The sequence below is a fragment of the Vibrio sp. H11 genome (assembly GCF_004804295.1).
GTDB classification, from domain to species: Bacteria; Pseudomonadota; Gammaproteobacteria; order Enterobacterales; family Vibrionaceae; genus Vibrio; species Vibrio ostreae.
In genome coordinates, this window is record NZ_SSHN01000006.1 from 66,965 (window position 1) to 89,611 (window position 22,647).

29 protein-coding genes are annotated in these 22,647 nt (G+C 50.8%); 10 read left to right on the forward strand and 19 right to left on the reverse strand.

The window, feature by feature from the left end; translation table 11 throughout:
• The first annotated feature begins 33 nt into the window (after positions 1-33).
• The 6 genes from E6C74_RS11160 to E6C74_RS11185 all read left to right on the forward strand — a co-directional run bounded on the left by E6C74_RS11160 (position 34) and on the right by E6C74_RS11185 (position 4,913).
• The gene (locus E6C74_RS11160; protein ID WP_240798175.1) at positions 34-306 is read left to right on the forward strand and encodes a DUF2607 family protein; all 273 of its coding nucleotides are present in this window, start codon (positions 34-36) and stop codon (positions 304-306) included.
• Between the two features lie 111 nt (positions 307-417).
• Positions 418-1,029, forward strand: a complete 612-nt coding sequence (locus E6C74_RS11165; protein WP_136485138.1) for a DUF2796 domain-containing protein — start codon at positions 418-420, stop codon at positions 1,027-1,029.
• Between the two features lie 51 nt (positions 1,030-1,080).
• The gene (locus tag E6C74_RS11170) at positions 1,081-1,797 is read left to right on the forward strand and encodes an ABC transporter ATP-binding protein (RefSeq protein ID WP_136485140.1); all 717 of its coding nucleotides are present in this window, start codon (positions 1,081-1,083) and stop codon (positions 1,795-1,797) included.
• The gene (locus tag E6C74_RS11175; RefSeq protein ID WP_136485142.1) at positions 1,794-3,053 is read left to right on the forward strand and encodes an ABC transporter permease; all 1,260 of its coding nucleotides are present in this window, start codon (positions 1,794-1,796) and stop codon (positions 3,051-3,053) included. The genes E6C74_RS11170 and E6C74_RS11175 overlap by 4 nt, the downstream gene beginning before the upstream one ends.
• Positions 3,054-3,157: 104 nt before the next feature.
• Positions 3,158-3,637, forward strand: a complete 480-nt coding sequence (locus E6C74_RS11180) for a DUF3299 domain-containing protein (protein ID WP_240798177.1) — start codon at positions 3,158-3,160, stop codon at positions 3,635-3,637.
• A gap of 379 nt (positions 3,638-4,016) precedes the next feature.
• Positions 4,017-4,913: a TIGR03899 family protein gene (locus E6C74_RS11185; RefSeq protein WP_136485146.1), complete on the forward strand. Its 897-nt coding sequence runs from the start codon at positions 4,017-4,019 to the stop codon at positions 4,911-4,913.
• Between the two features lie 98 nt (positions 4,914-5,011).
• Here the strand turns inward: E6C74_RS11185 and cysC are convergent, their stop codons facing one another.
• From cysC to cobA, 5 genes are all read right to left on the reverse strand, one after another.
• On the reverse strand, positions 5,012-5,641 hold the full coding sequence (gene cysC, locus E6C74_RS11190; protein WP_136485149.1) for an adenylyl-sulfate kinase: 630 nt from the start codon (positions 5,639-5,641) through the stop codon (positions 5,012-5,014).
• A 33-nt stretch (positions 5,642-5,674) separates the two neighbouring features.
• Positions 5,675-7,399 carry an SLC13 family permease gene (locus E6C74_RS11195; RefSeq protein ID WP_136485151.1) on the reverse strand — a complete coding sequence of 575 codons (1,725 nt, stop codon included), beginning with the start codon at positions 7,397-7,399 and terminating at the stop codon, positions 5,675-5,677.
• Positions 7,400-7,445: 46 nt separating this feature from the next.
• On the reverse strand, positions 7,446-8,873 hold the full coding sequence (gene cysN, locus E6C74_RS11200) for a sulfate adenylyltransferase subunit CysN (protein WP_136485153.1): 1,428 nt from the start codon (positions 8,871-8,873) through the stop codon (positions 7,446-7,448).
• Positions 8,874-8,890: 17 nt separating this feature from the next.
• Positions 8,891-9,799, reverse strand: coding sequence for a sulfate adenylyltransferase subunit CysD (gene cysD / locus E6C74_RS11205; protein ID WP_032082223.1), 909 nt, complete (start codon positions 9,797-9,799; stop codon positions 8,891-8,893).
• 72 nt (positions 9,800-9,871) lie between these two features.
• Positions 9,872-10,747, reverse strand: a complete 876-nt coding sequence (gene cobA / locus E6C74_RS11210; protein ID WP_136485155.1) for a uroporphyrinogen-III C-methyltransferase — start codon at positions 10,745-10,747, stop codon at positions 9,872-9,874.
• 464 nt (positions 10,748-11,211) lie between these two features.
• Between cobA and E6C74_RS11215 the strand changes: the two genes are divergently transcribed.
• The gene (locus E6C74_RS11215; protein WP_136485157.1) at positions 11,212-11,799 is read left to right on the forward strand and encodes a Crp/Fnr family transcriptional regulator; all 588 of its coding nucleotides are present in this window, start codon (positions 11,212-11,214) and stop codon (positions 11,797-11,799) included.
• 5 nt (positions 11,800-11,804) lie between these two features.
• Here the strand turns inward: E6C74_RS11215 and dbpA are convergent, their stop codons facing one another.
• Positions 11,805-13,187 (reverse strand): ATP-dependent RNA helicase DbpA, encoded by a 1,383-nt coding sequence (gene dbpA / locus E6C74_RS11220; RefSeq protein ID WP_136485159.1) that lies wholly within the window; start codon positions 13,185-13,187, stop codon positions 11,805-11,807.
• A 171-nt stretch (positions 13,188-13,358) separates the two neighbouring features.
• Between dbpA and E6C74_RS11225 the strand changes: the two genes are divergently transcribed.
• Positions 13,359-13,811 (forward strand): GNAT family N-acetyltransferase, encoded by a 453-nt coding sequence (locus tag E6C74_RS11225; protein ID WP_136485161.1) that lies wholly within the window; start codon positions 13,359-13,361, stop codon positions 13,809-13,811.
• A 122-nt stretch (positions 13,812-13,933) separates the two neighbouring features.
• Here the strand turns inward: E6C74_RS11225 and E6C74_RS11230 are convergent, their stop codons facing one another.
• On the reverse strand, positions 13,934-14,536 hold the full coding sequence (locus tag E6C74_RS11230) for a LysM-like peptidoglycan-binding domain-containing protein (RefSeq protein ID WP_136485505.1): 603 nt from the start codon (positions 14,534-14,536) through the stop codon (positions 13,934-13,936).
• A 231-nt stretch (positions 14,537-14,767) separates the two neighbouring features.
• On the opposite strand from E6C74_RS11230, the gene E6C74_RS11235 reads away from it, so the two are divergent.
• The gene (locus tag E6C74_RS11235; protein WP_136485163.1) at positions 14,768-15,388 is read left to right on the forward strand and encodes an FKBP-type peptidyl-prolyl cis-trans isomerase; all 621 of its coding nucleotides are present in this window, start codon (positions 14,768-14,770) and stop codon (positions 15,386-15,388) included.
• A gap of 104 nt (positions 15,389-15,492) precedes the next feature.
• Positions 15,493-15,999, forward strand: coding sequence for a DUF2780 domain-containing protein (locus E6C74_RS11240; protein ID WP_136485165.1), 507 nt, complete (start codon positions 15,493-15,495; stop codon positions 15,997-15,999).
• A 98-nt stretch (positions 16,000-16,097) separates the two neighbouring features.
• On the opposite strand, the gene rplQ is transcribed toward E6C74_RS11240, so the two are convergent.
• The 12 genes from rplQ to rplF all read right to left on the reverse strand — a co-directional run bounded on the left by rplQ (position 16,098) and on the right by rplF (position 22,634).
• A complete protein-coding gene (gene rplQ / locus E6C74_RS11245) occupies positions 16,098-16,484 on the reverse strand; it encodes a 50S ribosomal protein L17 (RefSeq protein ID WP_136485167.1) in 387 nt (128 codons plus the stop codon).
• Between the two features lie 26 nt (positions 16,485-16,510).
• Positions 16,511-17,503 carry a DNA-directed RNA polymerase subunit alpha gene (gene rpoA, locus E6C74_RS11250; RefSeq protein WP_004728619.1) on the reverse strand — a complete coding sequence of 331 codons (993 nt, stop codon included), beginning with the start codon at positions 17,501-17,503 and terminating at the stop codon, positions 16,511-16,513.
• 24 nt (positions 17,504-17,527) lie between these two features.
• Entirely contained in the window at positions 17,528-18,148 is a 621-nt protein-coding gene (gene rpsD / locus E6C74_RS11255) for a 30S ribosomal protein S4 (protein WP_136485169.1), read from the reverse strand.
• 27 nt (positions 18,149-18,175) lie between these two features.
• The gene (rpsK, locus tag E6C74_RS11260) at positions 18,176-18,565 is read right to left on the reverse strand and encodes a 30S ribosomal protein S11 (protein WP_001118870.1); all 390 of its coding nucleotides are present in this window, start codon (positions 18,563-18,565) and stop codon (positions 18,176-18,178) included.
• A gap of 19 nt (positions 18,566-18,584) precedes the next feature.
• The gene (gene rpsM, locus E6C74_RS11265) at positions 18,585-18,941 is read right to left on the reverse strand and encodes a 30S ribosomal protein S13 (protein WP_136485171.1); all 357 of its coding nucleotides are present in this window, start codon (positions 18,939-18,941) and stop codon (positions 18,585-18,587) included.
• Between the two features lie 149 nt (positions 18,942-19,090).
• A complete protein-coding gene (gene rpmJ / locus E6C74_RS11270) occupies positions 19,091-19,204 on the reverse strand; it encodes a 50S ribosomal protein L36 (RefSeq protein ID WP_000868186.1) in 114 nt (37 codons plus the stop codon).
• Between the two features lie 36 nt (positions 19,205-19,240).
• Positions 19,241-20,575, reverse strand: coding sequence for a preprotein translocase subunit SecY (gene secY, locus E6C74_RS11275; protein WP_136485174.1), 1,335 nt, complete (start codon positions 20,573-20,575; stop codon positions 19,241-19,243).
• Between the two features lie 20 nt (positions 20,576-20,595).
• Entirely contained in the window at positions 20,596-21,030 is a 435-nt protein-coding gene (rplO, locus tag E6C74_RS11280; protein WP_136485176.1) for a 50S ribosomal protein L15, read from the reverse strand.
• A 5-nt stretch (positions 21,031-21,035) separates the two neighbouring features.
• Positions 21,036-21,212, reverse strand: a complete 177-nt coding sequence (rpmD, locus tag E6C74_RS11285; RefSeq protein WP_000201159.1) for a 50S ribosomal protein L30 — start codon at positions 21,210-21,212, stop codon at positions 21,036-21,038.
• 7 nt (positions 21,213-21,219) lie between these two features.
• Entirely contained in the window at positions 21,220-21,723 is a 504-nt protein-coding gene (gene rpsE / locus E6C74_RS11290) for a 30S ribosomal protein S5 (RefSeq protein WP_136485178.1), read from the reverse strand.
• Between the two features lie 14 nt (positions 21,724-21,737).
• A complete protein-coding gene (gene rplR / locus E6C74_RS11295) occupies positions 21,738-22,091 on the reverse strand; it encodes a 50S ribosomal protein L18 (protein WP_136485180.1) in 354 nt (117 codons plus the stop codon).
• Between the two features lie 9 nt (positions 22,092-22,100).
• The gene (gene rplF, locus E6C74_RS11300) at positions 22,101-22,634 is read right to left on the reverse strand and encodes a 50S ribosomal protein L6 (protein ID WP_136485182.1); all 534 of its coding nucleotides are present in this window, start codon (positions 22,632-22,634) and stop codon (positions 22,101-22,103) included.
• Positions 22,635-22,647 lie beyond the last annotated feature (13 nt).

Below are 22,647 nucleotides of genomic sequence, written 5' to 3' on the forward strand. Positions count from 1 at the left end.
AGCCTGTACAGCATACGAGTTCACAGCAGGAGCGTGGCGATAGTCGCGCTCCTGCTGACGCTATGGCTGATTGTTGCCGAGGTAAGTCACCAGCAGGACACTACGCCGTCTCATCACGCTCATCACCAATGCCAGTTGTTCAATGGCCTGCAACATGGTCTGGCCCAGGCTCTGCCTGAACTGGCGCCGTGTTCGGGCACCTCATATCTCCAGCCCGATAACCGGGTGGTACGGCTACCCCAGCCCCCGACTGACTATTGCGCCCGCTCACCACCGACTCTCGCTCTGCAGTACCTCTCGGCTTAACGCCGTTCACGTTTTCTATTTCAACATTATTGTTGCTCAGAGTAGGCGGCTACCCAGCGCCATCTGTGATGTGACGTAATGTGTTTCACTGCTTATTGACGGAGTCAAACCATGTTTAACCAAACCATGCTGGTTCTCAGCATCACTGCAGCGCTGTGCGGCAGTGCTTTCGCCCAATCCGAGTTTCGCCAGCATGACGCTCACGTTCACGGCCATGTTGAGCTCAATATTGCCCAGGATGGCCATGACCTGTTAGTCGAAATCACCGCGCCCGGCGCCGATGTCACCGGCTTTGAACATGCGCCGCAATCAGACAGCGAGATCAGACTGCTCAATCAGGCACTCGAGAATCTCAATCAGGCGGATTCGCTGTTTACCCTGAGTGAAGCTGGCTTATGCTCACTGCAACATGCTGACGTCGGCCATAATCTGGGCGGCCACCAGCCGCATCATGATGATGAACACCATGACCATGATGATCATGCCAGCCATGACGACCCGCACCATGCTGACGATGATGCGGATCATGCCCACCACAGTGAACACGGTGCGTTCACCATTCAATACCAGTATCACTGTGAGCAGATCAGCGACCTCAAACAGATAGAAACCCATTGGTTTGATTTATTCCCGTCCACACGCGAAATGCAGGTCAACCTGCTGACCGACAATAGGCAAACCGCGACGGAACTGACGCCGCAGCAAACCGTCATTTCACTGTAATAGGCATACGGGTAAGTGAGCACTTACCCGATTTTTCGCCAAGGAGACGTGATGAATCAACCCCATCTCTATTCTGCCGAGCAGGTGATTGCCCTGGAAAATGTGGTGTTCCGGTGGCCGGACACGGACCAGCCGACTCTGGATATCGCCGCACTCGCTGTCGCGGCCGGGCAGCATCTGTTCATTAAAGGGCCAAGCGGCTGTGGTAAATCCACGCTGCTCAGCCTGCTGACCGGTATCAATACTGCCGGCCAAGGCCGGGTCAGCCTGCTGGGGCAGGATTTGGCCCGGCTCAAGGCCAGCCAGCGCGATCGGTTCCGCGCTGACCATATCGGCTATATTTTCCAGCAGTTCAACCTGCTGCCCTATTTATCTGTGCTGGATAATGTCATTCTGCCGTGCCAGTTTTCCGCTCTGCGCAAGAGTAAAGTCTCCGGCGCACTGCAGGCTCGTGCCTGCGAACTGCTGGAGCGACTGCACCTGCCTCACGCCCTGCTGCACAAATCGGTGCTGGAGCTGAGTATCGGTCAGCAGCAACGGGTTGCGGCGGCGCGCGCCCTGATTGGCGAACCGCATCTGATTATTGCCGACGAACCGACCTCAGCCCTCGATCATGACAACCGCAGCGCATTTATTGATTTGTTACTGGAAGAGGTCAATCGCGCCGGTTCGACGCTGGTGTTTGTCAGCCACGACCCGACGCTGGAGTCATGCTTTGAACGAAGCATTCACTTACCTGTCATTAACCGCGCACGGGGGATGCAATGAGTGTCATCGCCAAATTAGCCTGGAAAAGTCTGCTCAACCGCAAACTGACCGCACTGCTGACCATACTGACCGTTGCCATTTCCGTGCTGCTACTGACCGGCGTAGAACGCATTCGAACCCAGGCCAAGAGCAGCTTTGCGAATACCATTTCCGGGACTGACCTGATTGTCGGTGGGCGCTCGGGCTCTGTGAACCTGCTGCTCTATTCGGTGTTTCGGATTGGCAACGCCACCAACAATATCGACTGGCAAAGCTACCGCGAATTCAGCCAGCATCCGGCGGTGAAGTGGGCAATCCCTATCTCACTCGGCGATTCACATCGCGGCTTTCGGGTCATGGGTACCAATCACAGTTATTTCGAACACTACCGCTTCGGAAGTAAGCAGTCACTTACTTTCAGCCAGGGCAGACAATTCAATGGCCTGTTTGAAACCGTGCTCGGTGCCGATGTGGCGAAAAAACTCGGCTACACCATCGGCAGCGAAATCATTATTGCCCACGGCATCAGTGATGTTGCCTTTGCCCGGCACGACAAGCTGCCGTTTAAAGTGGTCGGTATTCTGGCGCCGACCGGTACCCCGGTCGACAAAACCGTGCACGTCTCGCTGGCTGCGATTGAAGCCATTCATGTCGGCTGGCAGTCCGGTGCCCATCTGGGCAATACTCCGGATGCCAAGCAACTGGCTGAGCAGCAGTTTGAGCCACAACAGATCACTGCCATGTTGCTCGGACTTAAATCGAAAATTCAGACCTTTGCCCTGCAACGGGAAATCAACCAATACCGTCAGGAGCCGCTCAGTGCCATCTTACCTGGAGTCGCACTGCATGAGTTATGGGGCATGATGTCAGTGGCAGAACAGGCTTTGATGGCCGTGTCGGTCTTCGTAGTGGTCGCCGGGCTGCTTGGCATGCTGAGCAGCCTGTTGACCAGCTTGCAGGAGCGGCGGCGCGAGATGTCCATCCTGCGTGCGATGGGAGCGCGGCCAAGACACATCTTCAGCCTGCTGATCAGTGAGGCCGCTCTGCTGACTCTGGCCGGTATTGTGCTCGGAGTGCTTGGGCTGTATGCCCTGCTCGCGCTGGCGGCTCCGTTGATTGAAAGCCAGTACGGGATTCGTATCGATCTTGGCGCTATCAGCCGCCACGAATGGCAACTGCTGGGTTATGTGCAATGCGCCGGAATTGTGATAGGAATTGTACCGGCCTTGCGCGCCTATCGGCAGTCGCTCAGTGATGGGATGACCATCCGGCTGTAAGTGGCAGCCACCCGATAACGACACTGACAACATCCATCTTCGTCCCGGCGCTTAATCAGCCGGGACCACGACAAGGAACGACTATGAAAACGTGTTACCAGGCAATGTGCATACTGCTGCTCAGCCTCTGTGCGCCCGCCGCGTTGGCCAGCGATGATGTGCTCCAACTCGACTGGCTCGATTTGATCCCGCAAAACGAACGCAACCAGTTTGACCAGCAGGGATTACCCATGCCGGATCACAGCGGCAACGCCCAGGCCAAACAGTCTAAAATCGGCCATGTGCGCCCGGAGCTGAACGGCAGTAAAGTCAAAATTCCCGGCTTTGTTATTCCGCTCGAAGGGGATGAAAATACCGTGACTGAATTTCTGCTGGTGCCCTACTTTGGCGCCTGCATCCATGTGCCACCGCCGCCACCGAATCAGATTATTTATGTGAAGTTTCCGCAAGGTGCGCCCGTGCAGGAGCTGTGGGACATAGTGTATGTGGTGGGGACATTGAAAACAGACCCGGTCAGTCTCGAACTGGCTGAAAGTGGCTATACCCTGCAAGGGGACAACCTTGAGCCTTACGACGACATGTAATAGCGAGCTAACCAGCCATTCTTTGGGTTTAATGAAAGTTTTCGGTTAGCAAAAATGTTCAGTGAGCCAACGTTGTTAAGTTAGCACAAGTCTGGATTGGTTAAGAAAACCACCTGTTAATTGTGATGCTAAATCAGATATTTGGACAGATACGTCAGTACACCCAGGTAAATGACAAACAGTAAAACAATCGACAGGTGCTTGCGCATTCTGTTATCCCCGCACTCTTTCATACTCACCCCCAGCGCTAATGATTAACAATTTTAACAAACTATTATCATTCGTGGTAGCGCAAATTTGTCGATCGTAACTCTGGCTATCACCGCATATACAGGGTAGATTTTAACCTATGTGTGTCTCTGTATAAGTGCCCGAAAACATGGCCGATCCTAAACAATCCGTGCTGATCGAACACGAAACAACAACCGGCTCCGGCCAGGAAAAACGCTCCCATTATGTCAAAGACAGTGCTAACCGCATTATCGCGATTGCCCAGCAGCATGGCCTGGATGCTTTACTGAGCAGCGAGCCGGCCAAAAAGACACCCTTTGAGCGGGCCTTAAAACGCGAGCGCGATCGTAAAGAGCAGCGCCAGAAGAATCTTGAGCAAATCGTACGTCTGGCGCATGTTTCCTGTCGCAATGAAACAGCTGGAGAACCGGATCAGGACTGGCTGTATCGTTTTTTTGATATGGCCCAGGATATTCATAATTCATCGATGCAGCGCCTGTGGGCACAAGTACTCAAGCGCGAAGTGACTAATCCGGGTTTTACTTCGATGAAAGCGCTGCAGGTCCTGCAGGGTATGACTCCCAAAGAAGCGCAGATTTTGCAGCGTGCAGCCGCTCTGGCCTGCAGTTTCGGCACCGATAGCAGCCTGAAACTGCTATTTGGCCTCAAAGTTCAGCACAGTCTGTTCCGGCTGGGTAAACGGGAAAGCACCAATACCCTCAATATCGGTAACCATCAACTGCCCTACGCCAGCCTGCTGGTTTTGATCGAACTCGGCCTGTTGCACGCCAGCGAACTGGAGTCGGGAGAAATTGAAATCGATCCGCCCCTCAGTCTCAGTTATCAGGGTAAGCAGCTGTCGTTAAATGCCAACTCGCGCGGAGTGCGCCTGCTTTACTACCGCTTTTCACCGACCGGTAATGAGCTGTGCCGTCTGCTCGGTAATAAACCGAACATGAGTTATTACGATCAGCTGGTCGCGCTGCTGAGTCAGAAGTTTACCGTGCATAGCGACGCCAGCAGCAGTATTCACCATACGGTGTAAGTCAGCCGGAGCGCTGAGCCGAGATCAGAAACAAAAAATCAGGCCGGGGCCTGATTTCTCTATTTCACTCTGACTGAGCACTTGATGTCAGTGTTTGATCATCGCGCTGAGCGCTTGATGATCGCGCGTTGCGTCAACTCGGCCACACACTGCTCTACCAGCTCATCAATACTCTTATCTCCGGCCGGCAGATCGATTTCCGGATTCAGCGGCGCTTCGTAAGCTGAATCAATACCGGTGAAATTCGGGATTTCGCCAGCACGTGCTTTCTTGTACAGACCTTTCGGGTCGCGCTGCTCACACACTTCCAGCGAAGTGTTGACAAACACTTCGATGAACTCGCCTTCCGGCAGCAGGTCACGCACCAGCTGACGCTCAGCACGGTGCGGAGAAATAAACGCCGTCAGTACAATCAACCCCGCATCGGCCATCAGCTTGGCCAGCTCACCGATACGACGGATATTCTCGCGGCGATCCTGTTCCGAGAAGCCTAAATCGCCGCACAGACCGTGACGTACATTGTCACCATCCAGCAGGTAAGTGTGAAAACCCAGCTCAGCAAGGCGGTTTTCCAGTGCGCCAGCGACGGTTGATTTGCCTGCACCAGACAAACCCGTGAACCAGAGTACGGCCGGTTTTTGCTGTTTCAGCTCGGCACGAAAGTGCTTATCAACCGCATGTTGATGCCACACGATGTTTTCGTCTTTCACATTAGATGCGGTGCTCATAAGTCATCCTTCTGCACATTATTGATTGTAAAATTAAAATGGAAAAAATACTGGGATCAGGGTCAGCACCAGAGTGGAGTAGACCAGCGAAATCGGGATACCGATACGCACATAATCCGACATTTTGTAATTGCCTACGCTATAAACCAGCAGGTTGGTCTGATAACCGTAAGGCGAAATAAAACTGGCACTGGCACCAAACAGCACGGCCATGATAAATGGCATCGGATCGACACCGTAGCCGACGGCCATACTGTAGCCAATCGGGAATGCCAGTGCCGCGGCGGCGTTATTGGTAATCAGTTCCGTCAACACCAGGGTGACCAGATAGGTCGCCACCAGGGCACCAAATACACCCCAGCCGTTAAACGCCTGGATAAACAGCCCGCCCATCTCCTGCGATAATCCGGACGAGATCATCAACTGGGCAATGGAGAGTGCTGAGCCGACAATCACCACGATATCGAGCGGGAAGCGGCGCCGCAGCTCACTGACCTGTACGATGCCGCACACAAACAGCACTAATAAATACGCCAGCAGCCCTTTGATAATCGGCAAAACACCAAGCAGGGATGCAGCGATGACGGCGGCAAAGCCGAGCAATACCAGGCTGGATTTGCTGGTATCGAGTTTGGCACTCGAATCAAGATCGTTGATCAGCACAAATTCACGGCTGTTGGAACGGCGCTGAGCATCGAAACCTTTACCCGGAACCAGAACCAGAGTATCACCTGCGGTGAGGGTAATATTACCCAGCCCGCCTTCGAGACGCTCATGACCACGGCGAATGGCGACGACAACAGCATCAAAACGATCCCGGAAACGGCTCGATTTCAACGTGGTATTACAAAAACTGGCCGATGAGCTAACCACAACTTCAACAAAGTTCTGGCCATTGAGATGATGCTGGCCAAACAGGGTCAGCCCCTGAATCTCCTGCAGCGTGGAGACACTCTCAACATCGCCACAGAACAACAGACGGTCGCGCGCCTCAAGGATAAAATCCGGTCCGACCGAGCGGACGCTTTCGCCGTCACGAATCACTTCGGCCAGAAACAGTTTACGCAGCTCACGCAGATTATTTTCTGCGATGCTGTGCCCGACCAGAGGAGAGCCCGGCTCAACACTGGCCTCAAGAAAATAGGGTAAATCATCCTGACTCTGTTCATCATAGCTCGGCAGCAGATAGCTGAGCGGGATCAAGATGATCACACAACCCACCAACACGGCCAGGCCGATCAAAGACGGGGCGAAAAAGCCGAGGCTGGGTAGCCCGGCATCTTCGACAAAGCTATTGATGATCAGGTTGGTCGAGGTGCCGATCAAAGTCAGGGTGCCGCCAAAAATTGCGGTATAAGAAAGCGGGATCAACAAACGCGAAGGCGCATGTTGCTGGTTGCGTTTGATCGCTCCGATCAACGACACCACTACCGCCGTGTTATTCGTAAACGAGGATAAAAACGCGGTTGAGAACCCCAGCTTGGCGACAACCATGCCGAGATTACCTTCAGAAATATTACGGCTTACCCAGCTGACCAGACGCGTTTTTTCCAACGCCGTCGAAGCCAGAATAAGTAACACTAAAGTCAGTAAAGAAGCGTTAGTGAAATTCGCCGCCAGCTCGGTGACATCCATCATGCCAGTCATAAAAGCAGCAAATGCTGCGCCGGCAAAGATAAAGCTCGGCTTAATTCGTGTCACTAACAGACAGGTCACAATGCCCAGCAGAATCGCCAGTACCAGCCCTTGTTCCCACATAACGCTTCCCTCGATATGGGGGCAGTCACCTGCCCCCCATCACTGATCACTTAAGCAATTGACTCAGATCTTTGGCATCCCAGTGTGGGAAGTGCTTACGGATCAGCGCGTTGAGTTCCACTTCAAACGCAGAGAATTGGCCTTCGGCTTGCGCCACATTCTGCAGACTGTCACGCACCAGACCGGCACCGACAGTGACGTTAGTCAGACGGTCGATGATGATGAAACCACCGGTATCAGCACAATCCAGGTACTTGTCCAGTGCAACGGACTGATTAAAGGTCCATTCGCACAAACCGATACCGTTCAGTGGCAACTCTTCAGACTGGAAAGTGTCCAGATTGTTAATGTCGTACTGGTGGCGAACCGCAACGATCTGACCAACCGTCTTCATGCCTGCGATTTTCACATCGTATTCACGACCTGGTTTGAGCGGCTGCTCTGTCATCCACACCACATCCGCCAGCAGATGGTTGGTGCTGTCGACATGATCCTGCTCCAGCACAATCAGATCGCCACGGCTGATATCAATTTCATCCGCCAGAGTCAGCGTAACCGCCAGACCAGCGCTTGCTTGTGGCAGATCGCCATCGAACGTTACAATACGAGCAACGGTTGAAGTCTTGCCTGATGGCAGCACTTTAATTTTGTCGCCAACGCTGACTGCACCGGATGAGATGGTGCCGGCAAAACCACGAAAATCCAGGTTAGGACGGTTCACGTACTGCACTGGGAAGCGGAATTCACCGGTGCCTTTTTCCTGATCAACATCGACGGTTTCCAGCAGATCCAGCAGTGACGGACCTTGGTACCATGCCATGTTCTCGCTCTTATCCACCACGTTATCGCCTTCCAGCGCAGACAGTGGAATGATCTCGATGTTGGTTTCACCCTGCAGATGCTTCGAGAACTCCAGATACTGAGCGCGAATCTCTTCAAAACGCTCCTGCGAGTAGTCCACCAGGTCCATCTTGTTCACCGCAACGATGAAGTGCTTCAGACCCAGCAGGTTGGAAATGAACGAGTGACGACGCGTTTGATCCAATACGCCTTTGCGCGCATCGATCAGAATCACCGCCAGATCACAGGTCGACGCACCGGTCGCCATGTTACGGGTGTACTGCTCGTGTCCCGGTGTGTCAGAAATGATGAACTTACGTTTCTGAGTCGAGAAGTAACGGTACGCCACATCAATGGTGATGCCCTGCTCACGCTCGGCCTGCAGGCCGTCAACCAGCAGCGCCAGATCCGGACGCTCACCGGTGGTACCGACACGCTGGCTGTCGGAATGCACAGCGGCCAGCTGATCTTCATAAATTTGTTTTGAGTCATGAAGCAGACGACCGATCAGTGTACTTTTACCATCGTCTACCGAACCACACGTCAGGAATCTAAGTAGCGATTTATGTTGGTGTTGATTGAGGTAACCTTCAATACCTAGCTCAGCAAGTTGAGCTTGAACTGCACTATTCATTTTCTTTCCTTAGACCCTTAGAAGTAACCTTGACGTTTTTTCATTTCCATCGATCCTGACGAATCGTGGTCGATCGCACGGCCCTGACGCTCACTTGAGGTGGCAACCAGCATTTCTTCGATGATTTCCGGCAACGTTTTCGCTTCCGACTCCACCGCGCCGGTCAGCGGGTAACAACCCAAAGTACGGAAACGTATGCTCTTATGCTGGATCTCTTCACCCGGCTTCAGTTTCATACGGTCATCATCAACCATGATCAGCATGCCATCACGCTCAACCACAGGACGCACATCCGACAGGTACAGAGGAACGATTTCAATGTTTTCCAGGTAGATGTATTGCCAGATATCCAGCTCGGTCCAGTTCGATAGTGGGAAAACACGGATGCTCTCGCCTTTATTGATCTGACCGTTGTAAGTTTTCCACAGCTCTGGACGCTGGTTTTTTGGATCCCAGGTATGGTTCTTGTCACGGAATGAATAAACACGCTCTTTGGCACGCGATTTCTCTTCATCACGACGGGCACCACCGAACGCAGCATCAAAACCGTATTTGTTCAGCGCCTGCTTCAGACCCTGGGTTTTCATGATGTCAGTGTGCTTAGAAGAACCGTGGTCAAACGGGTTGATCCCCATCGCCAAACCTTCCGGGTTTTTGTGTACCAACAGTTCGAAACCGTATTTCTTCGCCGTTGCATCACGGAACGCGATCATGTCGCGGAATTTCCAGTCGGTATCAACGTGTAACAGAGGGAATGGGATCTTGCCCGGATAAAACGCTTTACGCGCCAGATGAAGCATGACCGACGAATCTTTACCGATCGAATACATCATCACTGGGTTGGCAAATTCGGCAGCCACTTCACGAATGATGTGGATACTTTCTGCCTCAAGCTGTTTTAAATGGGTTAAGCGTTGTTGATCCATTTTGCGTGCTTCCTTTTAGCTGCCTGGTGGCTTGAAAGACCCCTGCGGGTCTCGCAATTTGAATTATGTTTGTTATGCAATTTGGGTAGACGGCGCGGTATTGTCACCAAACCACGTCAGTTTGTTGGCCAAAGTCACCACTTCGCCAATCACAATCAGTGACGGTGACTCAGCGTTAGCGGCCAACTGCGGCAGTTCACTGAGCTGACCGCGAAACACTTTCTGGGTTGACTGAGTCCCACGCTCAATAATCGCGATCGGCGTCCCGGCACTGCGGCCATGCTCAATCAATTGCTGCGCTATGGTGCTGGATTTCATCAGTCCCATATAAATCACCAGCGTTTGCTGGCTGCGAGCCAGGGTTGACCAGTCCATTTCAGCCGCGGCTTCCGCTTTGAGATGACCGGTAATAAACAGCGCCGACTGCGCATAATCTCGGTGAGTTAGCGGAATGCCCGCATAGGCTGTTGCGCCAGCAGCGGCTGTAATGCCGGGAATCACCTGAAATGACACTCCCGCATCGAACAGCACTTCCAGCTCTTCGCCGCCACGACCAAACATAAACGGATCGCCGCCTTTGATGCGTACGACACGATGACCTTGTTTGGCAAACTCAACCAACAGCTGGTTGGTTTTCTCCTGCGGCACACTGTGGTGACCGGCACGTTTGCCCACGCACACCAGAATGGTCTCATCCGGGATCAATGCCATGATGTCGTCAGAAACCAGGTAGTCGTACAACACCACATCAGCCTGTTGCAGATAGCTCAGTGCTTTAACCGTCAACAGTTCAGGATCGCCAGGGCCGGCACCAACCAGAGCGACTTCACCAGCTTGCAGCTGGCTGCGAGCAATACGCTTAAACGCGTCCGGTTGCTTACCTGATTCAATCGCCACTAAACGTGGTGTTTTATGTTGCAGCGTTGACACCGTTTCTGAGCCCGCCATGTTCGTCATCCCTTACCCGATTAATGCTTGCATTATGGGCAGTTCTTGTTATTACCTGAAATTCTAAAATTTCATTTTTTATTCGAAAAACTGATATAGGACTGGCACATTTGCAGCATCACGGTAAATTTGAGTAACAAAATCGTGACTATCTGGTTACACAGCGATGAAGTGTGAACAGCAACAAATCGCTTGCTAAGCCTTGCTGCAACAGGGGGTGGTTGTGTGACACCAGCCACAAAGTCGCCCTTGGTGAGCGTGATGGATACAAGCATAGAGACAGTGCTGTGGTGTGGAAATGACTCGAAACCAAGCCTGACGTTAGGCTAAAATACGTCAAAATTTCATGCTGCCCGACCCGTGCCCGGCGGACAAAGCATTAGCCAGTCAAACCAGAATCTGGTCTAAACACATTAATCCCTCTGCTTCATCGCTGGCACATAATCGCTTAACAAGGACATCCGATGGCATTGCCGCACGATACGATTTCACAGCAATTTTATCAGCAGATGCAACAAAACGGTTTCAGTGAAACACAAATTGAGCAGCTGCTGGACGGTGCTTTTCCGCTTGAACTGCCAACCCGGCACATACTGATTAATCAGGGCGAAATGCCAAGCCACTTTTACTTCGTCAGCCAGGGAATCTGCCACGCCAGTTATCTGACTGAGCAGGGTAAGGAATTCAGTAAAGAGTTTTACTGGGAGGAGGACTGGATTATCGGTTTTGAAAACCTGATTGAGAATACGCCATCGCCCTACTTACTAGAGACACTGACGCCGGTCGTTTTGTTATGCCTGCCACTGCAACACCTGCATCAGTGGCGCAGTGAAGCACACCCGTTATACCTCAAGCTGCTGGAAACCCAACTGATACATAAAGAGCATAAAGAAAGAGTCATGTTACTGCTGCGACCAGAGCAACGATATCAGGCGATGTGCGAGCAGTTTCCTGACTTAATTCCGCGCATCAGCGACAGCCTGATCGCTGCCTATCTGGGGATAACCCCCATCAGTCTCAGCCGGATTAAAGCCCGGCTGAGAGTAAAGTAAGCGGTTTACTTGACCAGACGGGCGCGGAATTGGCGGCCTTTGATCTTACCGTTGGCGAGGATCTGCAGTGCCTGCTTGGCCACTTTCTTACTGACCGCCACATAGGCACGCATTGGCATCAGATTGATCTTACCGATCTGATCCGCTGTCAGCGCACCGCCGGCGGTCAGCGCACCCAGAATATCACCCGGACGCACTTTCTGCTTCTTACCGCCATCGATCTGAATGGTCACCATGCCAGCCTGATACGGCTCGGCACCTGCTTTCACTGCCGGCAATACCGCCGGGCTGATCGCGATATCCATGTATTCATCAATCTGTGCCACGCGGTACATTTCATTGTCACTGAAGAAGCTGAACGCCAGGCCTTTGCTGCCCGCACGGCCGGTACGGCCGATACGGTGCACGTGCACTTCCGGATCACGTGACAGTTCAAAGTTGAACACCGCATCCAGATTATCAACATCAAGGCCGCGCGCCGCCACATCAGTGGCCACTAAGATGGAAATACTTTTGTTGGCAAACTGAACCAGTGCCTGGTCGCGCTCACGCTGCTCCATATCACCATGCAGCTCAACCACACTAAAGCCTTTATGATGTAACTCATCGGCCACATTCTGCACTTCGCGTTTGGTATTACAGAACACCACCGCCGATTCAGGTTGATGATTAAGCAGTAAGGTCTCCAGCGCCGCATCACGCGCTTCGGTTCCGTCCAGCTTGTAAAACAACTGCTGAATACTAGACGTATCATGCGTCGCTGCCACTTTGATCATCAGTGCATCATGCGTGACGGACTGAGCAATATTCGCAATTGCTTTCGGATAAGTGGCACTGAACAACAGCGTCTGGCGCTGTTTTGGTGCCGCGCCGATAATAGCATCCAGCGCTTCCTGGAAACCCATTTCCAGCATACGATCCGCTTCATCCAGCACCAGAGTATTGAGCTCAGACAGATCGATGCGTCCTTTACTCAAGTGATCAAGAATACGGCCCGGAGTGCCGACCAGAATGTGTGCACCATGCTCCAGTGAGCCAATCTGCGGGCCCATCGGCATTCCCCCACACAGGGTCAGTACTTTGATATTGTGAATTGCGCGGCCCAGGGTACGGATATCAGTCGCGACCTGATCAGCCAGTTCGCGGGTCGGACACAACACCAGAGCCTGCACACGGAAGCGTTTCACGTTCAGATTAGATAACACACCCAGACCAAACGCCGCGGTTTTACCTGAGCCGGTCTTACCCTGACCAATCACGTCCTGGCCTTGCAAGATAGCCGGCAATGACTGGGCCTGAATCGGCGTCATTTGAGTAAACCCCATAGTATCGAGGTTAGAAAGTAGTTCAGGCTTGAGATTCAAGGCAGAAAAAGAGGTGGAGGTCACAGGAGTGTCCTTAGTCAGACGAAAAAACGAGCGGCTATTATCGTTATTTTGCCCCGGATCACCAGTGAATATTAATTTAATTTTTTATTCTGCTTCGTTCTTAACTTTTGTTAATGCCAGGCGCAGGGTGCGCTGCTACAGTGAGCGCCATTTCAATACAAGGAGTTATTCATGATCACCTGGCAATGCCTCACTTTTGACCAACTCAGTACTTTTCAGCTCTATCAATTACTGCAATTACGGGTCAATGTCTTCGTTGTGGAACAAACTTGCCCTTACCCGGAACTGGACAATAAAGATCATGCCCCCGGCGCCTGCCATCTGCTCGGTTACCAGGCAGAACAACTGGTGGCCTGCGCCCGCCTGCTGCCTCCCGGCGTCAGCTATGACAACGCCAGCATCGGCCGGGTTGCAACCCTGCAATCCGCGCGCGGCAACGGACTCGGGCATGACTTGCTCAGCCAGGCTTTAACGCATTGCCAACAGTTGTGGCCACAGCAGGCGATTGAGATCAGCGCCCAGGCTCACTTACAGGCATTTTATCGCCAGCACGGGTTTGTCACCACGACCGATATTTACCTCGAAGACGACATCGAACATGTCGGCATGCTGCGCAGCGTATGAGCCCTGTCCGGGCTGTACTGGTTTAATGAACAACCGGGTCAACTGATCTGGTTTGGAATAGGGATGATCATTGTGCCGCTGGCCCCCAAAGTCGCCCAGCGACAGGTTAAGCATATCGCAAGCTATTTACTGCGGCCAAATCCACCGTCAGACAAACGGAAAAACATCACCGACTGATTGTTTTTCTCTAGCTGTAAAATGTCGAGCTTGCCGTCTTTCGACAGTTTAAAACGGATCAACTGGCCTGCGCGGATCTGACTCAGCGGCTTATCGCTGCCTTCGATTTTAACCAGATCATTGAGATCAGCCATCGACAGATCATTATTACGAAATACCTGCGACAGGGTATCACCACTTTGCACTATATACTCACGCCAGGCGGTACTCTGTATCTGGCCAGGAGTCTGAGCCTGAGGCGTATTCTGTTGCTGCTCTTCACTCAAGCCACGGGTATTCACATTGACCGCAACGCGCTGAATTTGACCCGAAAGCGGCTCTGCAGCGGTGTCTTGCACCGCATCATCCGCCCCCTCTGGTAACGGGATCACCATCAGAATCAATACGACCGGCACCAAAACCATCAGTGCGCGCTGATGCAGCTTAGGTAAACGCTGCCACAACTGCACGCTACGTTGCTGATATTCACGCCAGTCAATAGAGTCCCACTGGTTCTGAACCAAGGCAAGATAATCGGTCTGCTGCTTCTTCTTGTGTCGACGATTCATTTTCATCCGTCCATAAATTCCTTGCCACAGTATAAAAACTCACGTGCCGAGAGTATAGGGGCTTGCCGCTGATCTGCTAAAGGTTGACATAATCCTGATGTTTTTTGGCCGGGATTCTGCGCTCAATCACACCTTAAACCTCAATTGTAACGAATTCAGCCTGAACGTTTCATCCCCCGGACGAAACTGTTATCCTGTGGGCTTTATTTGACACGACAAAGAGTGACTTTTATGTCTGAAGTAAAATTTGAAACTGTAGAGCAAAAAGCTAGCTACGGTATCGGTCTGCAAATGGGCCAACAACTGGCAGGTAGCGGTCTGGAAGGACTGAGTGTTGACGCGATCGCAGCGGGTATTGCCACTGCACTGGTTGGCGACATGCCAGCTATCGAAATCGACGAGATCAACCAGGCTCTGCAAGCTCTTCACATGCGCGCTGAAGAAACTCGCCAGGAAGTAGCAAAAGCTGCAGCGGCTGAAGGCGAATCTTTCCTGAAAGACAACGCTCTGCGCCCTGAAGTCACCGTACTGGAATCTGGTCTGCAATACGAAGTGATCAGCCAGGGTGAAGGCGAAATCCCAACGGCAGACAAAGCGGTACGTGTACACTACCACGGTCAACTGGTTGACGGCACAGTATTCGACAGCTCAGTCACTCGTGGCCAGCCTGCTGAATTCCCGGTAACCGGTGTAATCAAAGGTTGGGTAGAAGCGCTGCAACTGATGCCTGTTGGCTCAAAATGGAAACTGTACGTTCCTCAAGATCTTGCTTACGGTGAACGTGGCGCAGGCGCGGCAATCCCTCCATTTGCTGCCCTGGTATTCGAAGTGGAACTGCTGGATATCCTGTAATCCAACGAATTCGCAAAAAATTGACATCAAGCGGCGCCCAGCGCCGCTTTTTTTTGGCTAGAATGAAGGTCACTGAGCCTAAAGTTAAGGAATGGCACTCATCTATGAAACGCTCCATTGTCTCCGCGCTGGTGCTCAGCACCGTTTTCAGCGCACCCAGCTTTGCATTTCTCAATTTCGGCAGCAAAGATCAAAGCAACGACCTCGCCAGCATGGTCAGCAGCACGCTCAATCAGGCCGAAAGTAACTCGAGCTTGATCACCCAGGTGACCAACCAACTACCAGTCTCGCCACAACAAGCCACCGGTGGGGTTGGCGCGATGTTATCGCTGGCCCAAAATCAGCTCTCAGAAAGCAACAGCGAAGAGCTGGGGCAACTGTTACCCGGCATGGATCAGTTAACCAATCTGAATTTGTCTGGCAGCAAGGATACGTTATCGGGCCTGAATAGCCTCAGTGCAGTCAATGATGTGTTCAAAGGATTGGGCCTTGACCCAAGCATGATTAGTCAGTTTGCACCGCTGGTGCTGCAGTACCTGACCAGCCAGGGTGCCAGTGATGGTCTGCTCGGCTCGTTGAGCCAATTGTGGGGAACGTCATCAGCGAATTGATGAGAGTGCACACCCAACAGAAATGTTGAGTGTGCATATCAGAATCTGCAGATACAAAAAAGCCGAGCTTACGCTCGGCTTTTTTAATCGCGAACCGATTACTCAGCAGCAGCTTCTTCAGCAGCTTCTGGGCGATCTACAAGCTCAATGTAAGCCATTGGAGCTTTATCGCCGGCACGGAAACCACACTTCAGAATGCGAGTGTAGCCGCCTTGACGTGCAGCGAAACGTGGACCAAGTTCGTTAAATAGTTTAGCAACGACTTCGTTGTCACGAGTACGTGCAAATGCCAGACGACGGTTAGCAACACTGTCAGTCTTAGCTAGTGTAATCAAAGGCTCAACTACGCGACGTAGCTCTTTAGCTTTTGGCAAAGTAGTCTTGATAACTTCATGACGTACTAGAGAGCTAGCCATGTTGCTGAACATCGCTTTGCGATGACTGCTGTTGCGGTTGAGTTGACGACCACTCTTACGATGGCGCATGACCAAATCCTTCTAACTAGTATCGATTAATCTTCAGCGATGGACGCTGGCGGCCAGTTTTCCAGGCGCATGCCCAGAGAAAGACCACGTGATGCAAGCACGTCTTTAATCTCTGTAAGAGATTTCTTACCAAGGTTAGGCGTTTTAAGTAGCTCAACCTCAGTGCGCTGTACTAGATCACCGATGTAGTGAATCGCTTCTGCTTTCAGACAGTTAGCAGAGCGAACTGTTAGTTCAAGATCGTCTACAGGACGCAGTAGGATCGGATCGAATTCAGGCTTCTCTTCTTTCTCCTCAGGAACACGTACATCACGAAGATCTACGAATGCATCCAGTTGTTCAGCAAGAATAGTTGCTGCACGACGGATAGCTTCCTCAGGTTCAAGAGTACCGTTTGTTTCCATATCGATAACAAGCTTGTCCAGGTCAGTACGCTGCTCAACACGTGCTGCATCAACAGAGTAGGCAATTTTGTCTACTGGGCTGAATGTAGCATCGACAAGCAGACGACCAATTGGACGCTCATCTTCTTCAGTATGGATACGCGCAGAAGCTGGAACATAACCACGACCACGTTCAACTTTGATACGCATTGCGATCTCAGCGTTGTCATCCGTTAAGTGACAAATAACGTGTTCAGGGTTTACGATCTCTACATCACCATCATGGGTGATGTCACCTGCAACCACAGGGCCCGAGCCTGATTTGTTCAGTGTAATGAACACTTCATCTTTGCCTTCGGCAACGCGAACTGCCAGACCTTTCAGGTTCAGTAGAATCTCAAGGATATCTTCCTGAACACCTTCTTTGGTGCTGTATTCGTGAAGTACGCCTTCAATCTCTACTTCTGTTACGGCACAACCCGGCATAGAAGATAGAAGAATACGGCGAAGTGCATTACCAAGAGTATGGCCGAAACCACGCTCTAATGGCTCAAGAGTTACTTTTGCGTGTGTCGTGCTGATTTGTTCGATATCAACAAGACGTGGCTTAAGAAATTCTGTTACAGAACCCTGCATTGTGTCCTCTCTTTAGTTTAAACCTTACTTAGAGTAAAGCTCGACGATCAATTGTTCGTTGATGTCAGCTGATAGATCAGAACGTTCAGGCAAACGCTTGAAAGTACCTTCCATCTTGCTTGCATCTACTTCAATCCAAGTTGGTTTTTCGCGTTGTTCAGCAACTTCAAGAGCCGCTTTTACGCGAGATTGCGCTTTCGCTTTCTCACGGATTGCAACAACGTCGTTGGCCGCAACATTGAAAGAAGGAACGTTTACAACTTTACCGTTAACCAGGATAGCTTTGTGGCTAACCAGCTGACGTGCTTCTGCGCGAGTTGCGCCAAAGCCCATACGGTAAACTACGTTGTCCAGACGACCTTCAAGAAGCTGAAGTAGGTTCTCACCAGTGTTACCTTTAAGGCGAGCTGCTTCTTTGTAGTAGTTACGGAATTGTTTTTCTAGAACGCCGTACATACGACGAACTTTTTGCTTCTCGCGAAGCTGAACGCCATACTCAGATAGACGACCGCGACGTGCGCCGTGTACACCTGGTGCGTTATCGATTTTACACTTGGTATCAATCGCACGAACGCCTGACTTAAGGAACAAGTCAGTACCTTCGCGGCGGCTAAGCTTCAGCTTAGGACCCAAATATCTTGCCATGATCTTTCTCCAATGTTCCCAGAAACGTTAAACGCGACGTTTCTTAGGTGGACGACAACCGTTATGAGGGATTGGTGTCGCATCTACGATGTTTGTAATGCGGAAACCAGCGGCGTTCAGTGCACGAACAGTAGATTCGCGACCTGGACCAGGACCCTTAACCATAACTTCCAGATTCTTCAGACCGTATTCTTTGGCCATTTCAGCACAACGTTCAGCAGCAACCTGTGCAGCGAACGGAGTTGACTTACGAGAACCACGGAAACCTGAACCACCTGCGGTAGCCCATGCTAGAGCATTACCTTGACGGTCAGTAATGGTTACGATTGTGTTGTTGAAAGATGCGTGGATATGCGCTACGCCATCAGCAACTTGCTTGCGTACACGCTTACGTGCGCGAGTTGGTTGTTTAGCCATTGTACTCTACCCTTCCCGATTACTTTTTGATCGGCTTACGCGGACCCTTACGGGTGCGAGCATTGGTTTTAGTACGCTGTCCACGTAGTGGTAGACTGCGACGGTGACGAAGACCACGGTAGCAGCCAAGGTCCATAAGACGCTTGATGTTCATGGATACTTCACGACGTAGATCACCCTCTACAGTGTACTTAGCTACACCATCACGCAGTAGATTGATCTGATCTTCTGTTAGTTCACTGATCTTAACATTTTCAGCGATACCCACTTCAGCTAGGATAGCTTGAGAGCGAGTCTTACCGATGCCGTAAATCGCGGTAAGCGCGATTACTGCATGTTTTTGATCAGGAATGTTAATGCCTGCTATACGGGCCACTATTCACTCCTAGTACTTTCTATAAAAGAATTATCCGCAGCAAAGCCCGTAGAGGATACGCTGCGGGATACTACTTCTTTTGCACGCAAAAGGTAGGCCGAGGAATATACTCGACCAACCCTTACTTTTCAAGTAAAAATTTCTGCTTATTAGCCTTGGCGTTGCTTGTGCTTTGGCTCACTGCAAATCACGCGAACGACACCGTTACGCTTGATAACTTTACAGTTACGGCAGATTTTTTTAACGGAAGCACGAACTTTCATTGCTAAACTCCGTAAATCTCTCTGAATGGCGACCTGTTAACGGCCATAACCTTTCAGATTTGCCTTTTTCAACACAGAATCATATTGATTTGACATCATATGAGTCTGTACCTGTGCCATAAAGTCCATGATTACGACAACTACAATCAGTAGTGATGTGCCGCCGAAGTAGAAACGTACGTTCCAAGCGACCATCATGAACTCAGGGATCAGACAGATGAAAGTAATGTATAGCGCACCGGCTAAGGTTAAGCGAGTCATTACTTTATCAATGTACTTAGCTGTCTGTTCGCCTGGGCGGATACCGGGTACGAATGCACCAGACTTCTTCAAGTTATCTGCTGTTTCGCGAGGGTTAAACACCAACGCAGTATAGAAGAAACAGAAGAAAATAATCGCTGCTGCATAAAGCATTACATACAGCGGTTGACCCGGGCTCAGAGCCAAAGACACATCAGTTAGCCAACCAAATGTGCTGCTCTCGCCGTTCTGACCAAACCACTGAGCCAGTGTTCCTGGGAACAGGATAATGCTCGATGCGAAAATCGCAGGGATAACACCCGCCATATTAATTTTCAATGGCAAGTGAGTGCTTTGCGCTGCAAAAACTTTACGACCCTGTTGACGCTTCGCGTAGTTAACGACGATTCGACGCTGACCACGTTCCATGAACACAACGAAGTAAATAACAGCAAAAGCTACCACTGCAATTAACAGTAGAAGAAGTACATGCAGTTCACCTTGACGCGCTTGCTCGATTGTCTGACCGATTGCTTGTGGCAATCCAGCAACGATACCTGCAAAGATTAGTAATGAAATACCATTACCAATTCCACGCTCTGTAATTTGTTCACCTAACCACATCAGGAACATGGTGCCGGTTACTAAACTCACGGTAGCAATTAGCGTAAACATGGTTTGGTTGATAACAACCAGATTGTCGACCATGTTTGGTAAGCCGGTTGCAATACCAATAGCCTGGAAACATGCAAGTACAAGCGTGCCGTAACGCGTATATTGGCTAATCTTACGACGGCCTGCCTCACCCTCTTTCTTGAGTTCGGCTAACGCTGGATGAACTACAGTCAGCAACTGGACAACAATAGATGCCGAAATATACGGCATGATGCCCAGTGCGAATATAGATGCACGCGAAAGTGCACCACCAGAGAACATGTTAAACATCTCAATGATGGTGCCTTTTTGCTGTTCGAACAAATCGGCAAGTACAGCAGCGTCAATACCAGGGATTGGCACAAAAGAGCCTGCTCGGAATACTAGAAGCGCACCCACTACGAATAATAAGCGCGACTTCAGCTCACTTAAGCCGCTCTGAGCACTACGAAAATCTTGTCCTGGTTTCTTAGCCATCTGTACCTCAATCCTCGAGATTATTCCTCGATTTTACCGCCTGCAGCTTCGATTGCAGCTTTAGCGCCTTTAGTTACGCGCAGACCTTTTACAGTCACTGCTTTGTTGATCTCGCCAGAAAGAACGATTTTTGCAAACTCGATGTTTTTAGTCACCAGGTTTGCCGCTTTCAGGCTGTTTAGATCAACTACGTCACCAGTTACTTTCGCCAGTTCAGACAGACGAATTTCAGCAGACACTAGGCTCTTACGAGAAGTGAAACCGAATTTTGGTAGACGTTGTTTCAGAGGCATCTGACCGCCTTCGAAACCTGGACGAACTTTACCGCCAGAACGTGACTTTTGACCTTTGTGGCCACGGCCACCAGTTTTACCAAGGCCAGAACCGATACCACGGCCTACACGCTTCTTAGAAGGTTTAGAACCAGCAGCCGGTGATAGAGTATTCAAAAACATTATGATTACTCCTCAACTTTAACCATGTAGTAAACCTTGTTGATCATACCGCGTACGCACGGAGTATCTTCAAGTTCTACTGTGTGGTTGATTTTACGAAGACCTAGACCGCGCAAAGTAGCTTTGTGCTTCGGTAGGCGACCAATTGAGCTTTTAGTTTGAGTTACTTTAATAGTTGCCATGGTGTTCTTACTCCGAAATAGATTCAACAGTTAGACCACGTTTAGCCGCAACCATTTCTGGTGACTTAACATCTACTAGAGCGTCGATCGTTGCACGAACGATGTTGATAGGGTTCGTAGAACCGTATGCTTTAGACAGAACGTTATGTACACCCGCAACTTCAAGTACTGCACGCATCGCACCACCTGCGATTACACCAGTACCTTCTGCAGCTGGCTGCATGTAAACTTTAGAGCCCGAGTGGCGACCTTTCACCGGGTGGTGAAGAGTACCTTCGTTAAGCGCGATAGTAACCATGTTACGACGTGCTTTTTCCATTGCTTTTTGAATCGCTGCAGGTACTTCACGGGCTTTACCGTAACCGAAACCTACACGACCGTTACCGTCACCAACTACAGTCAGTGCAGTGAAGCTCATGATTCGACCACCTTTAACCGTTTTAGAAACGCGGTTAACGGCGATTAGCTTTTCTTGCAAATCATTCGCTTGAACTTGTTGTTCTTTAGCCATCTTCCAACCCTACCTTAGAATTTCAGACCAGCTTCGCGAGCAGAGTCTGCCAGCGCCGCTACTCGACCGTGGTATTGGAAACCGGAACGATCAAATGCAACAGCTGATACGCCTTTCTCAAGCGCACGCTCTGCAATAGCTTTACCTACTGCTTTAGCTGCATCGATGTTACCAGAGTATTTCACTTGCTCACGGATCGCTTTTTCTACAGTAGAAGCTGATGCGATAACCTCAGAGCCGTTCGCTGCGATTACCTGAGCGTACACGTGACGAGGAGTACGGTGTACAACTAGGCGAGTCGCACCCAGTTCTGCAATCTTACGACGTGCACGTGTAGCACGACGGATGCGAGATGCTTTCTTATCCATAGTGTTACCTTACTTCTTCTTAGCTTCTTTAGTACGCACATTTTCATCTGCGTAACGAATACCTTTACCTTTGTAAGGCTCAGGCGCGCGGTAAGAACGAATGTCAGCCGCAACTTGACCAACTACTTGCTTATCAGCACCAGTCAGTACAATTTCAGTTTGGCTTGGACATTCAGCTTTAACACCCGCTGGCAGCTCGTGCTCAACAGGGTGAGAGAAGCCCAGGGTCAGACCTACAGCGTTGCCTTTGATAGCAGCACGGTAACCTACACCCTTAAGAACTAGCTTCTTAGTAAAGCCTTCAGTAACACCAACAACCATGTTGTTAACCAGAGCGCGAGCAGTACCTGCTTGAGCCCATGCGTTAGCAACACCTTCAGCTGGGCCGAAAGTTAGGTTGTTTTCTTCCTGTGCGATCACTACGCCGTTGTGAATAACGCGAGTTAGTTCACCTTTAGCGCCTTTAACAGTGATCTCTTGGCCGTTTAGTTTCACCTCTACGCCAGCTGGAATAGCGACAGGTGCTTTAGCAACACGAGACATGTTCTACTCCTTA

Excerpts from the sequence above, each read along its gene's own strand:
- rpmJ (WP_000868186.1), bottom strand. The coding sequence starts at position 19,204 with ATGAAAGTTCGTGCTTCCGTTAAAAAAATCTGCCGTAACTGTAAAGTT.
- rpmD (WP_000201159.1), bottom strand. The coding sequence starts at position 21,212 with ATGGCAACTATTAAAGTAACTCAAACTAAAAGCTCAATTGGTCGCCTA.
- rplR (WP_136485180.1), bottom strand. The coding sequence starts at position 22,091 with ATGGATAAGAAAGCATCTCGCATCCGTCGTGCTACACGTGCACGTCGT.
- rpsE (WP_136485178.1), bottom strand. The coding sequence starts at position 21,723 with ATGGCTAAAGAACAACAAGTTCAAGCGAATGATTTGCAAGAAAAGCTA.
- E6C74_RS11175 (WP_136485142.1), top strand. The coding sequence starts at position 1,794 with ATGAGTGTCATCGCCAAATTAGCCTGGAAAAGTCTGCTCAACCGCAAA.
- E6C74_RS11235 (WP_136485163.1), top strand. The coding sequence starts at position 14,768 with ATGTCTGAAGTAAAATTTGAAACTGTAGAGCAAAAAGCTAGCTACGGT.
- rplF (WP_136485182.1), bottom strand. The coding sequence starts at position 22,634 with ATGTCTCGTGTTGCTAAAGCACCTGTCGCTATTCCAGCTGGCGTAGAG.
- rpoA (WP_004728619.1), bottom strand. The coding sequence starts at position 17,503 with ATGCAGGGTTCTGTAACAGAATTTCTTAAGCCACGTCTTGTTGATATC.
- rplO (WP_136485176.1), bottom strand. The coding sequence starts at position 21,030 with ATGTTTTTGAATACTCTATCACCGGCTGCTGGTTCTAAACCTTCTAAG.
- E6C74_RS11180 (WP_240798177.1), top strand. The coding sequence starts at position 3,158 with ATGTGCATACTGCTGCTCAGCCTCTGTGCGCCCGCCGCGTTGGCCAGC.
- cobA (WP_136485155.1), bottom strand. The coding sequence starts at position 10,747 with ATGGCGGGCTCAGAAACGGTGTCAACGCTGCAACATAAAACACCACGT.
- secY (WP_136485174.1), bottom strand. The coding sequence starts at position 20,575 with ATGGCTAAGAAACCAGGACAAGATTTTCGTAGTGCTCAGAGCGGCTTA.
- E6C74_RS11170 (WP_136485140.1), top strand. The coding sequence starts at position 1,081 with ATGAATCAACCCCATCTCTATTCTGCCGAGCAGGTGATTGCCCTGGAA.
- cysN (WP_136485153.1), bottom strand. The coding sequence starts at position 8,873 with ATGAATAGTGCAGTTCAAGCTCAACTTGCTGAGCTAGGTATTGAAGGT.
- rplQ (WP_136485167.1), bottom strand. The coding sequence starts at position 16,484 with ATGCGCCATCGTAAGAGTGGTCGTCAACTCAACCGCAACAGCAGTCAT.
- E6C74_RS11240 (WP_136485165.1), top strand. The coding sequence starts at position 15,493 with ATGAAACGCTCCATTGTCTCCGCGCTGGTGCTCAGCACCGTTTTCAGC.
- rpsD (WP_136485169.1), bottom strand. The coding sequence starts at position 18,148 with ATGGCAAGATATTTGGGTCCTAAGCTGAAGCTTAGCCGCCGCGAAGGT.
- E6C74_RS11225 (WP_136485161.1), top strand. The coding sequence starts at position 13,359 with ATGATCACCTGGCAATGCCTCACTTTTGACCAACTCAGTACTTTTCAG.
- E6C74_RS11195 (WP_136485151.1), bottom strand. The coding sequence starts at position 7,399 with ATGTGGGAACAAGGGCTGGTACTGGCGATTCTGCTGGGCATTGTGACC.
- E6C74_RS11165 (WP_136485138.1), top strand. The coding sequence starts at position 418 with ATGTTTAACCAAACCATGCTGGTTCTCAGCATCACTGCAGCGCTGTGC.
- E6C74_RS11215 (WP_136485157.1), top strand. The coding sequence starts at position 11,212 with ATGGCATTGCCGCACGATACGATTTCACAGCAATTTTATCAGCAGATG.
- E6C74_RS11230 (WP_136485505.1), bottom strand. The coding sequence starts at position 14,536 with ATGAATCGTCGACACAAGAAGAAGCAGCAGACCGATTATCTTGCCTTG.
- cysC (WP_136485149.1), bottom strand. The coding sequence starts at position 5,641 with ATGAGCACCGCATCTAATGTGAAAGACGAAAACATCGTGTGGCATCAA.
- cysD (WP_032082223.1), bottom strand. The coding sequence starts at position 9,799 with ATGGATCAACAACGCTTAACCCATTTAAAACAGCTTGAGGCAGAAAGT.
- rpsK (WP_001118870.1), bottom strand. The coding sequence starts at position 18,565 with ATGGCTAAACAACCAACTCGCGCACGTAAGCGTGTACGCAAGCAAGTT.
- E6C74_RS11185 (WP_136485146.1), top strand. The coding sequence starts at position 4,017 with ATGGCCGATCCTAAACAATCCGTGCTGATCGAACACGAAACAACAACC.